Raw genomic sequence first — 12,389 nt, forward strand, 5'->3', positions numbered from 1 at the left:
CATGGACTCCAAAAAGTACGCCGAGGCCAAAAAAGTCTTTTTCGATCTAGTTGATCGATCCCCTGAGGAACAGGCTCGCCAACTTCATTCGCTGGAGTTGGAGGACAAGAGCATTGCCGATGAGGTTTCTCTCCTGCTGGCGAACCATTCGAGCCGAACCATCATCGGCAATCGGGAATCCACGCAACATGCGTCCACCGCCACGCGAGGGAGTTACACCGTAAGCTGGATTCGCGTCAATCGATTCCTTTACGGTGGCTGGGTACCCTTGGTTGTTGCGATTGCATCGACCGCGATTCTCTTTGCGATCGGCTCGTATATCCACAAACACCTTCATGAAAAAGTGCGCACCGAATACGAACGCGCCGCGATGGTGGTTGCCGATCAAAAAGTCCGTCGCGTTTTGCAATGGACGCGATGGCACGAACAACAAGCTTTGTCTTGGGCTATGCGTGACGACATTCAAGAACTCGTTGCGCGACTCAACGCCCTGACGCATTCCATCACCGATCCGATCGAACTGGAAACCGCGCTTCGAAATGCCGACGAACAGCGAAAACTATCGGTGATCTTCAACCAACTCACTCCTCCCAATCTTTCGCTCAAACCGGAAGCCGAGCTTCCTCCCCTTCGATCAACCCCTCGGATGAAGTACGCCATTTGGAATCAATCGTTTCAATTGATTGCAGACTGGCAATATCAAAACGAAGCCGTTCAGCTAGGAGAGACGGCCTCCTCCACAGGCAAGATCACCGTCAGCAAGATACTCGATACAAACACCACCCATGTCCAAATGCCTAGACCTAAGGCAGAGACGGTGAGCAAAGACTATCCGATCGAGACAAATCTTAGCTATGTGATGTTCTTTGTTCCGATCTTCAGCCCGTCCGATAATTCGAGAGCGATCGGCGCGATGATGATCCGAAGCGATTCCCTCTTAGACGAACTCCGAGAGATCCTGGAGGATGTGATCTTCTCCGACAGCAACTGCTACCTACTCACGAAAGAAGGGGGTATCGCGACCCGTGTTTTGGATTCGGATATGGTAGCCACGTTTCAAAAAGTTCAGTCGCCCGGTCTAGTGCGAGGTGGATCGGTTCTCTATGCGAGAGACCCAGGCGTGAACTTGATGAACGGAGAAACCCCAACATCCGACCCATCGGTATGGCCTGCGACACTCGCAGCCATGGGAGTCGCCAATCAAACGGATGGTCACAATTTTGAAGGATACCGCGACTACCGAGGCCGAAACGTCGTGGGTGCATGGCGCTGGATCGAAAAGGCCGATGTGGGGATCGTCATGGAGACACCGCGTGAGAGAGCCTATGGGAATCTCGTGTATATCGATCAAGCGTTTCGATTCCTATCCACCATTCCGCTCGTCGCCGCTTTGATACTCGTCGGTTTCTCTCTGATGCGATACTTCCGTACGCATGATCTAACGAACAAAACTGTGGGTGCCTATCGATTGAAATCGAAAATTGGGGAAGGCGGACTCGGAGTTGTTTACGAAGGAGAGCATCACATTCTAGGTCGAAAGGCAGCGATCAAACTGATCAAGCCCGGTGCGATCAGCTCTGGAACCGTTCGCCGATTCGAAAGAGAAGTGAAGCTCGCGTCCCTCCTCAACCACCAGAACGCGGTTGCCATCTATGACTTTGGAGTTTCACGAGATGGACTCCTTTTCTGCGCCATGGAATTGGTCGATGGGGTCACCCTTTCCCAACTCTTATCGTTCGAACCAAATCTCCCCATCGAACGAACCTTGCACTTTCTCAGGCAAGTGAGCTTGGCACTGCAGGAAGCGCACAACCTGCAATTGGTGCACCGAGATATCAAGCCGCAGAATGTCATGATCTGCCAAGCCCCGATCGCCGACTTGGTGAAGGTCGTCGACTTTGGGCTTGCCAAGAGCATTAGTGAGACCATCAGTCGCGACGTTACTGCAACGCGTGCCGTCATGGGCACTCCCGGCTTTATCGCCCCCGAACGACTGGAGAGCCCATGGAGCGCGGATCCAAAAATCGACACGTTCTCCTTTGGAGTCCTCGGGATGTACATGCTGACTGCCAAGATCCCTCCCCTGGGTGTCTCGAAAGAAGGTATCATCGCGATGATTCAAAACCCCTCGCTGTTGCGGTCGTTGGGATCCTCTGAACTGCAATCACTCATCGATCTCCTCCTCGCATGCGCTTCTCCTTTGCCAGAGAGACGCCCCAAGAGCATTCGTGCTGTGAGCGAAGAACTGCGAGCCCTTTGCGAATCTCTTCATTGGAATCGCGAAGGGAGCGAGACATGGTGGTCCGAGCAGGGTGAAGCGATGCGAACATGGGTCTCACACGGCAAAACGGAGCCGACACCCAGCTAGTCGAGCGACTCAACGTTTTTTCTGGCTCGTGCACCCACCTGCAATGGCGCAGACCGCGCATCCCCCTCCGGAACCGCAGCCACTCTTTTCGGGCGTACCGCAGCCAGGGCCGCAGCCGGTCTCGACAAGCTTTGCAAATCGACTTTTGGCAACACTCCCTTGGTATGCCTCTGCAAGCTCTCCGATCACCGATTCCGTCTCCTCGGACGGGCTACCGAGAAAGTGAAAGTAAAGCGTTTTTCCATCTAGAAGAGGCTCGACATCGATCAACACATCCTCCGATTGCCTTGTATCCAGAATACGCTGGCATTCCCCGCAAGCCGCTTGGCTAAGCTCCTCCAACTGGCGAAGAAGAAATCGGTCTTCCTCGCGCGCTCCGCGAATCCATTTGGCATCCTCCCATGGAGCCTGTTCATCGGCGAGATTCTGCCTGATTTCCGCGAGCACTTCTCCCAATTCGATCCCGCGCGGAGTTCGACAGACAACCCAATGCCCGCGCTCCAATGCAGCTGCACCCGCGAACAAGGAGTACATCACTGGACTGCGACCGCATCGGACTAAAAATCGAATTTCACAGGAAACGTCTCGGTCCTGCGCGGCGTTGGAGAGCATCTCGTGTTTCCTCAATTTGTGGAAAAAGACCGACAGCTAGACAAGACCGGCCGCTAAATGGATTCAGGCAATTTGGACCTGCTCTCCGACCGAATTCCCTGTCCTCGGTCTTCAGTGTACCCCTAACCCCTTCGATCGCGAAGGGAATGACATCGCCCTCCCCTCTGCCATTTGGTCTTTTGGAGCCTTTGACATAAACTAAATGATCGCTCTGTCTGTTTCCGCAAAAAGGATTCCCGTTCGATGCGATCAAGCCATTTCCCCCTGCGCTGTTTTTCCCGACTCGGCGCCATGCTCGCAATCCTGTTGCTTCCCTCGCACGCGTTCTCCCAGGAAACCCTTTTCCGTTGGAAACTCGAGCCTGGTATCCAACTAATCTCCGAAGTCGTGCAAGAGCTGGAACAGGGCATTCCCAACTCGTCGGCCCCGGTTACACAAAAACTGACTTTGCAACAACGCTGGGAAGTCCTCTCGGTACAGCCCGACAAATCAGCCCAAGTGGCGACAACCCTTACGCATGCCAAGCTTTCGATGAACATCCCAGGAGCGGGGGATGTGGAAATGGACACCGCCAAACCAGCCGAAGAGGAAACCGGTTTTGCCAAACAGATCGGTCAGATGTTTCGCCCGATGATCGATGTGGCTTGCTCTAACCAGATGTCACCCAATGGCAAAATCACCCAGGTCGAAATTCCAGCCGCCGCCCTCCAGGGATTTCGTAACATCCCTATGGGAGCATCGATGGAGTCGGTCTTAAAGGACTCGATCGAAAAAGGGTCTCCTGTATTCCCTGAGGAGCCCATCAAACCAGGCCATATTTGGACCCAAACACATAAAACGAAAACGGAAGTCGGAACGTTGGAAGCGACCAACCAGTATGTCTATGTTGGCACCACAAATGTAGATCGAACCAGATTGCATCAGTTCTCCATCGTAACCACGATGAATTTTGCAGGAGAGAACAACTTCAAAGCGAAGATTTCTATCCCAGAACAAAAAATCGAAGGTGTACTGCTATTCGATAACGAACGCGGCTATGTCTATTCCAGCGAACTGAATCAAAAAATGACCATGCGGATCGAAATACCCGATCAGCCAGTCATCGAAAATAAGCTTGCTCAGAAAATGAAGACCACTTTCCGCCCTCTACCCACCACCCCAAAACGTTAATCACCATGTCACAAAATCAGTCCATCGGAAAGCCAGCGCCCGAGCTGCTGGCTCCCGCAGGAAACTGGGAATGCATCCACGCTGCGATTGAAAACGGAGCCGACGCTGTCTATTTCGGACTGGACGTCGGTTTCAATGCGAGAGCCCGAGCAGCCAACTTTCATTCGGACGAGTTGCCGCTCGTAATGGAAACACTCCATCGTCGCGGCGTGGTCGGTTACGTCACCTTGAACACCTTGGTCTTTACCGACGAGCTCCCCCATCTCGAGCGTCATGTCGCGATGATTGCCGAGGCGGGTGTCGATGCTGTATTGGTTCAGGACATCGGCGTGGTCCGATTGATCCGAGAGATATGCCCCGAACTTGCTGTCCATGCTAGTACGCAGATGACCATGGTGTCGGCGGAGAACATCGCGGCCATCGAGGATCTTGGGATTTCTCGCGTTGTGTTGGCTCGAGAGCTAAGCATTCGAGAAATTCGCAAGATCACGTCTGCTACCAAAATGCCAGTCGAATCTTTTGTGCATGGGGCCCTTTGCGTCGCGTATAGCGGGCAATGCTTGACCAGCGAGTCGTTGGGGGGACGCAGCGCGAACCGCGGACAGTGCGCCCAAGCATGCCGACTCCATTACGACCTTCTGTGCGATGGCAAGCAGGTCGATCTGGGTGACAATCGCTACCTTCTTTCTCCGCAGGACTTGGCCGGCTATGCCCATATCCCGGAACTGATCGATGCAGGTGTATGCTCGCTGAAAATAGAAGGTCGATTGAAGACTCCAGAATACGTTGCGAATATTGTCGGCCACTACCGTCGTGCCATCGATGAAGCCATCGCGGGACGCGATGTGAAATGGTCGCAGGAAAGCCAACGAGAAATGGAACTCAGCTTTTCCCGAGGCTTTAGCCCTGGTTGGCTGGAAGGCTGCGACCACAAACGCCTTGTTCCCGGCCTCAGTAGCGCCAAGAAAGGCGTCAAAGCAGGTCGTGTCCTTCGAATGCGAGGTCAAAACGTGATCGTGCATTTGGATGTCCCACTCATGGCAGGCGACGGCATCGTATTCGACGGCGACAGAATCTCGGGCAAGGAACTGGGAGGGCGGATCTTCCAGGTCTTTGCCGATGGCAAATTGGCGGAGGGTCCAGCCCAAGGCCGAGTGGAATTGTCCTTCCAACGAGGGCTTCTCCAAGACGCCAACTTGGCGGAAGGAATCGCCCTGTGGCAAACAGACTCTCCGCAATTGACAAAGCGGTTGCGCGCGTCGTTCGACACGAAACATCCTCGCCGCAAGCTGAAAATTGGGTTGTCGATCGATGTAGCCGTGGGCAAGGCGACACGCATGGAAGCGTGGGTCGAAAAATCTCCGGCGCACAGGGTTGTTTTTGAACATCCGTTTGCACCTGAGGAAGCAAGAAAGCATCCTACGACTTCCGACAATATCCGTGAACAGCTAGGTCGATTGGGAACGACTCCGTTTGAAATAGGGGACTTCACAGCCCACTTGACGGGAACGCCCATGTTGCCGCTCAGCGTGTTGGGAGAAATGCGCAAGGAGTTGGTTCAGTGCCTGGAGCGCGAGTTGCTGGCGGTCCCTCCGCGCACGATCGCACCGACTGGTTTAGCTGCTCGCATGATCGACCGGATCGAACAGGAACGACAGGTTTCGCCGGCAGCATCGGAAACGATCGAGCTGCGGGTACTAGTCCGATCGCTGCAGCAACTCGACGCCGTGTTGGAAGAAGGTCAGAAATTTGTGTACGTCGATTTCCATGATATACGCGAGTACGAGCAAGCCGTTGCGCGAGCTCGCAACGCGGGAGCGACGATTTACTTGACGACCCTTCGCATTCAAAAGCCTGGCGAATATCCGCTCTTTCGTGCGTTAGAAAAGAGAAATGCGGATGGATGGCTCGTTCGAAATCTGGCTGCATTGCAGTTTGCCCGGGATCATCGCATCCCTGCCGTATGCGACTTCAGCCTGAACGTCACCAATCCCCTCACCGCGCAGTGGCTGAGAAACCAAGGTGCGTCACGTTTCACCGCTTCGTATGACTTGAATCGAGAGCAGCTCCACGAACTGATCAACGCCGTGCCGAGCGATTGGGCCGAAGTAGTCATCCATCAACACATGCCTATGTTCCATATGGAGCACTGTGTCTTCTGCACGGTTCTTTCCCCCGGAACCAATAAAACCAACTGCGGTCGACCCTGCGATCGACATGATGTAAAGCTGCGGGATCGCATTGGTGCTGAGCACGTGCTGCACGCAGACGTCGGTTGTCGAAATACTCTGTTCAACGGACAAGCCCAAAGCGGGGCTGAAGCAGTGCCGACTCTTATCCGGGTTGGAGTTCGACATTTCCGAATCGAGATCCTGCGCGACGCGCCGAAAAAGGATGTGGCTGAACTTCTCGATTTATACCGACGCCTGCTCGCCGGGACGTTGGATGGAGCCGAGGTTTGGAAACGATTGAGAGCGACCAATCGAGTCGGTGTAACCCGCGGGACTCTCGAGCACCCCCGAAATCCCCTCGCCATTCTTTAAGGATGTCAGTCGCAAACCCTGCGTTTGCGAACGCCGACCTGGAGTCAGTAAGGATGCGAAAAGAGCTCTACTCGGCTCATCAATACTGCTTCGCCTAACAATTGGACTCGGTCTCCGTTCCAGCGGACCGTCACGTGACCGCCTCGCTCGCTGGCTTGGTAACCACGCAACTCCCCTTTCCCAAGCTTCTCTCCCCAGTAAGGCCCCAATGTACAGTGGGCCGACCCCGTGACAGGATCCTCGGGAACTCCCACCCTAGGTGCAAAAAAACGGGACACAAAGTCGACTCCGGACAACTGGCCTACTTCGGTGCATCGCGTTGTAACAATAAACCCACGGGCTTCAATCCCTTTCCATGACGAAAAATCTGGTCGCAGACTCTGAAGTTGCTCGTAGGACGACAGCTCCACCAGATAGTCCGTTCCATTGAAACCAATAAACTGGGCGTTGCACCCAAGTCCTCTTTCGATCGTCTGCTGGAGCTCGCTGTCGACGATCGCCGTGGGAACAATCGGAGTGGCGGGGAAGTCCATGGCAACCACGGATCCTTGTCGGCGGCATGTGAGGATTCCACTTCGAGTATGGAAGTGAGCCGGATCGTTCACGGTCAATTCACCAACATGCCAAAGTACAAATGCGCTCGCCAACGTGGCATGCCCGCACAAATCCACCTCGGTGGTGGGCGTGAACCATCGCAATTCAAACCCATTTGCACGCGATGCCACAAAGGCGGTCTCGGCCAGATTCATCTCGCGAGCAACCGCCTGCATCCAATCGTCCGATGCGGGCGAAGTTAATAGGCATACCGCTGCGGGATTGCCTTGGAATGGACAATCGGTGAATGCGTCAACAACGTATAGAACTTGCGACACGCAACGGGGCCTAGCTCAAGTGTTCGCCGTACATGCGAGGAGAAAACTTCTCTTGCTTCCGCGCGCAATCGATACAAGAAGTGGCATAGGGGACAGCCTGCAATCGTGCCAAAGGAATCGGCTTCTCGCAACCCTCGCATTCGCCATAGTGACCGTCTCGAATCCGCGATAATGCCTCTTCGATCTGCGTTAGCTCGCGACTTTCGACTTCCACCAACTGACTGCTAATCTCGTCCTGGGCGGTGTCCATGGCCGCGTCCATCACATCCCCACCATCTTGGGAGAGAGACTGGAGCATGCTCAAGTCGCCATCGAGAGCTTTCCGGAGAGCTTCGCGTCGCAAGAGCAATACGTCTCGCAATTTGTTGAGCGCTTCCTTTCGAGACATTGCTTTAGTCCTCCGCAGAAAAAGGATCGATTGGCCAGCATCCCTCGTCGCTCGGAGCCATGATTAGGCCCCGGGGGGGGAGGGAAGTCGTAAAAATATAGTACGAAGCATTTTCAAAAGTGTTCAGAATTTCGCTCTACGGGCACAAATCTTGCCCCCAACATGGCAAAATTCTGGCCACCGGAACCCGTAAACTACTACCGCAAAAGACTTTACGCAAAAACATCCCCTCCTCCCAATTTGTACGCTTTTTACCAGAATTCCCCCATCGGGACTCTTGACTGGACACTCCCACTTCTTTTTCGCGGCCGGAAACCTGGACGATTCCCTAAAAACCTGTCCTTGGGGCTAGATTTCCTGGAGATGCTCCTGGGTATGCGGTCGATACACCCGGATGGGTCCGTCGGTTCTTCCCCTTTCCCGTTCACTCCCATGCAGATGACACCTCAAGCAACACGAAGTTCGTCGGTCGATGCTGCAGACCGGAACCTAGGGGAGATTCTTTGGAGAGATACAGAGTCAGGAATCGAAGGCCGGACCGTTATTCGGACTCCCAAGTGCACAATCGGATCGCACCCTGAATCGACCATCTGTCTTCCTGAGCCCGCTGCGCTTTGCCATGCGACTCTCACGTTTGGGAAGCGATTTACCCTGCTCAAAGCGCCCTACCCGACGCAGATCGCTGGTAGGTTTGTACGTGAGTGGCTGATCGATGAACCCACCGAGCTCAATATCGGAAACTGGCGGATCGTGGTGGTTCCAGCCCGATGCTCCAAATCGCTGGCCTCCGTCATGCGACCAGAGGATTTTCTCGACCGCACTCCCGTCTCAGCACCTCCCAAGTCGGTTTCTCATCCTGTAGTCCATCGCGCTGCAGAGAATCCATCGAACGTGGTTGCTGCGACCCAACAAGCGATCGAGCGCATGGGACGCATTGAAGAGCAATACGAATCGAGAATCCAAGCGATCGAGGCTTCGCTCGATCATCTCCACCACACTCTCGAGTCTGTGCAATCCAACGTAGCGCAGAACGCAAACGAATGGGTCACTCGTTACCAAGCCGAAATCCAGAACCTGAGCCAACAACTCACCACCCAGTTGCAACAGTCGCTTCAGTCGCAACTGGAGCATCGGGACTCCACTTGGAATCAATCGCTCACCGACAACCTTGCAAGTCTCGAAAACCAAATGACGACGCTCGGTCATCAAATGGAATCGCTTGCAACCGGAGTCCAGGAACGTCTCGCGTCCCAACAACCGAGTAGTCAGCAAGACCCGGAGAGGGGCAATCCCCTTTTGCTCGCCAGTCTTCAGCAGCTGGAAGGGCAGCTTGAGGAAATCTCGAATCGAGTCGATCGGCTCTCTTCAACCGCGGACGACAACGCGCAACGTTTGGATGCCATCGCTGCGATCACTCAGGAGAACTACGACTACGTTCTTGGCCAAATCCAGAACTTTCAACCTCCCGTCCCGAATTCTTGGGCTTCTCCGCAGTCATCCCATAACATGGAGCCTGCCTACGATCGCCAAGAAGAAGTCGTACCAAGTCCCGTACCAAGTCCCGTGGAGTCGGGTTGGGAGGATCACCAACCCGTTAATTTCTTCTCGGACGATGTCTCATTTTCGATCGAGTCGAATCCTGCGACTCCCGGCCCCATATATGACGAAGAAAATCAGGCGTCCGTTTCCGATAACCAAATCGTCCCAGAATACCAAGACATGGGGGATGGTTACACCGTGGACGGAGAGGAAGCGGTGCACGATACCGACGTTTCCTTCTCTTATCCCTCCTACCAAGATTTGAGTTCCAACGAACTCCCAGCCTTGCCAGAAGAGCCGTCGTTTAATCCTGGATCGAGCCGCTACGAGTCTCTGGAAGAGCAACAGGAACTCGAATCCCAAATGAACGTCGACGACCTTTCGGAACGGTTGCGACGCCTGATTGCGGAAGCGAGTCAGCCCGAATCGTCGGTCGCGGAAGAAGACTCCCCTCTTTTCCCCAACTCGGTTCTGTCGCAGTACGAACCAAGCGAAAATGAACAAATCGATGAACCGAACACCGACGAGGAGTTTCCCCGTTCCGAATGGCGTCCCACGAATCACTTCGATGACAATCTAGCCGATGAATCGGTTGTTCCGAAGGATGGTTTCTCTCAGACTCGCTTGCCTTGGAATTCCCCCGAGTCGAACGAGGCAGACTACCTGTCGGAGCGCGACGCGCCACCGAGCTTGGATGCAGATACAATCCTCGCCAAGTACGGCAGCAGTGGGATCGAGGAAGCATCGGTGGGGGACGTCACGGATTCCTTACCCCCTCCATCCACGCAATTGGATTTGCCGGAGCAGGAACTGGATGAGACCGTTGATGACGAATCCATCGAAGCCTACATGCAGAAGCTTCTACTGCGGGTGAAAACGGGAGCCGACGCGGCCATCGAAATGCCGTCACTGTCCGGTAAACAAGCGCAACGTTCTCGCATGGAGATCCTCACAGGAGCCGTTCGAGAACCAGTACTCGCAGAGGAAGATCAGGCGGTCACGACAACTCGGCGATTGCTTTCCCCTGGCGAGTTCACACCCCGGAATACCGCGCCCGAGAAAAAAAACGAATTGGACGCACTTCGCGAACTTGCCAACATGAACGCCCGCCGGGCGATTTCCCATAGCGACAAGAAGCGAAACAACTCCGCAATCCTTTTCAAGGTGTCCATCGTTTCCCTGGCGATTGCGTGCGCCGCCATCATCTTTTCCATGAACGGCATGCAAAAGAATCCCCCGTTCTTCGGGATGATCGCCGCCTTAGTCGTCGCAGGGTTGTGGGGATATGACTGCTTCCAATACTTGCGAAGAATGGCAAGATCCCAGGACAAGGGACGTGCAAACGAGCCCACGCCTGCGACACCCGATGCGAAGATCCTATCGCAAGATTAGTCCACAATTTGGGCGAACCACCGCGATCGATTTCAGATAGATCGCATCGTGCCGGCTTGCGATTCAGCAAGAAAATCTTGGTAAGTCCTTTGCAAACCTTCGTGGAGCGAGATCTTCGGCGCCCAGCCCGTGGAACGGATCAGCGACGTATCGGTCAACTTCCTCGGCGTCCCATCCGGCTTCGATGGGTCGGTATGGATCTCTCCTTGATAACCGACGGCCTCGGCAACCTGTTTGGCCAGCTGGAGGATGCTAACGTCGACGCTGGTGCCGACGTTGACCCAGTCGGGGGGATTCTCCAGTTTGCACAGATGGATGATCGCGTCGGCCAAATCGTCGACATGGAGAAACTCACGAAGCGGTCTCCCGGTTCCCCATATGGTTACCGAGGGTGACCCCGCGAGCTTCGCTTCATGAAACCGGCGGATGAGTCCGGGCAAAACATGGCTGTGATCGGGGTGGTAATTGTCCCCAGGGCCATACAGATTGGTCGGCATCGCGGAGTGGTAAAGCACCCCGTATTGCTGGCGAAAATACTGACAGAGCTTTAATCCGGCGATTTTGGCGAGCGCATAAGCCTCGTTGGTCGGCTCCAATGCACTGCTGAGGAGTTCATCCTCTCGAATAGGCTGCTTCGCCAGCCGGGGGTAAATACAGGTGCTGCCCAGGAATAGGAAGCGTTTCACCCCATTGCGATAACTGGCGTGAATCGTCGCCAACTCCTGGCGCAGGTTATCGGTGAGAAATTCGACTGGGAACGTCTTGTTGGCATGAATCCCCCCTACTTTCGCCGATGCAAAGATCACGGTCGCGGGCTTTTCTTGCTCAAAAAAACGAGCGACGGCCCCTTCATCGCACAAGTCCAACTCGGACCTGGGACGCGTCAAGACTTGGACGCCCGGCTCGAGGCTTAAACGACGGCAGACCGCGGCCCCCACCATTCCACGATGTCCAGCGACGAATATGGGTGAAGGGATCATCAGAATCAATGAAGAGGGTGACGAGAAGCAAACTCCGAGGCGAGACCCTCTAGTGTACATCAGTCTTTGGTGTTGTCTTGTCCTTCACCAAAGGAATCCAGCGTTCGTCGCTAGTCAGAATTTCCGTGATGCGAAGACCGAACTTATCCCCTACCTTGACCACTTCCCCCTCGGCAATCTTCTGATTGTCGACTTCCACGAGCAGGGGCGCATCGCAGCCTTTGTCGAACTGGATCATCATTCCCGGGACGAGACTGAGAATGCGGTCGACCTGAAGGTCTTTCGAGGCCAATGTCACCGCCACGCTCGCGTCGATGCGGAGCAGACTCTTCCAAAAGTCTACTTTGGCAGGATTGGTGGTCGAATGCCGTTGTTGAGTATCCGTCGACATAGTTTTGGCCTAGATGCGCAGGGCTGTGATTTCGGCTTATCGGATTGTCCGACTGGGAAACTGAAACGGATCTGCGATAATTTTTAAAGTTCCCTATACTGGTCTCTTGTTCGAGTTCGCCGTCAGCAGCGATC

9 protein-coding genes are annotated in these 12,389 nt (G+C 54.5%); 4 read left to right on the forward strand and 5 right to left on the reverse strand.

The genetic code is table 11. From position 1 onward, the window contains the following. Position 1: 1 nt before the first annotated feature. Complete coding sequence (locus VN12_RS18300; RefSeq protein WP_146678188.1) at positions 2-2,368, forward strand: serine/threonine-protein kinase; 2,367 nt, start codon at positions 2-4, stop codon at positions 2,366-2,368. 9 nt (positions 2,369-2,377) lie between these two features. Here VN12_RS18300 and VN12_RS18305 read toward each other — a convergent pair whose 3' ends face one another. Next, a complete protein-coding gene (locus tag VN12_RS18305) occupies positions 2,378-2,980 on the reverse strand; it encodes a hypothetical protein (protein WP_146678189.1) in 603 nt (200 codons plus the stop codon). 243 nt (positions 2,981-3,223) lie between these two features. Between VN12_RS18305 and VN12_RS18310 the strand changes: the two genes are divergently transcribed. Together VN12_RS18310 and VN12_RS18315 are read left to right on the forward strand one after the other, a co-directional pair. After that, positions 3,224-4,150 (forward strand): DUF6263 family protein, encoded by a 927-nt coding sequence (locus VN12_RS18310; RefSeq protein WP_146678190.1) that lies wholly within the window; start codon positions 3,224-3,226, stop codon positions 4,148-4,150. Between the two features lie 5 nt (positions 4,151-4,155). Next, positions 4,156-6,693, forward strand: a complete 2,538-nt coding sequence (locus VN12_RS18315) for a DUF3656 domain-containing protein (RefSeq protein ID WP_146678191.1) — start codon at positions 4,156-4,158, stop codon at positions 6,691-6,693. A gap of 44 nt (positions 6,694-6,737) precedes the next feature. Here the strand turns inward: VN12_RS18315 and VN12_RS18320 are convergent, their stop codons facing one another. Beyond that, positions 6,738-7,565, reverse strand: a complete 828-nt coding sequence (locus VN12_RS18320; protein WP_146678192.1) for a PhzF family phenazine biosynthesis protein — start codon at positions 7,563-7,565, stop codon at positions 6,738-6,740. A gap of 10 nt (positions 7,566-7,575) precedes the next feature. After that, positions 7,576-7,953 (reverse strand): TraR/DksA family transcriptional regulator, encoded by a 378-nt coding sequence (locus tag VN12_RS18325; protein WP_146678193.1) that lies wholly within the window; start codon positions 7,951-7,953, stop codon positions 7,576-7,578. Between the two features lie 432 nt (positions 7,954-8,385). Here VN12_RS18325 and VN12_RS18330 point away from each other — a divergent pair, with 432 nt between their 5' ends. Next, positions 8,386-10,884, forward strand: coding sequence for a hypothetical protein (locus tag VN12_RS18330; protein WP_146678194.1), 2,499 nt, complete (start codon positions 8,386-8,388; stop codon positions 10,882-10,884). Between the two features lie 32 nt (positions 10,885-10,916). Here VN12_RS18330 and VN12_RS18335 read toward each other — a convergent pair whose 3' ends face one another. Then, a complete protein-coding gene (locus tag VN12_RS18335; RefSeq protein ID WP_315850191.1) occupies positions 10,917-11,861 on the reverse strand; it encodes a GDP-L-fucose synthase in 945 nt (314 codons plus the stop codon). A gap of 52 nt (positions 11,862-11,913) precedes the next feature. After that, complete coding sequence (locus VN12_RS18340) at positions 11,914-12,255, reverse strand: FliM/FliN family flagellar motor switch protein (protein ID WP_146678196.1); 342 nt, start codon at positions 12,253-12,255, stop codon at positions 11,914-11,916. Positions 12,256-12,389: the final 134 nt, after the last annotated feature.

The sequence above is a fragment of the Pirellula sp. SH-Sr6A genome, from assembly GCF_001610875.1.
Lineage (GTDB): Bacteria > Planctomycetota > Planctomycetia > Pirellulales > Pirellulaceae > JBKCUI01.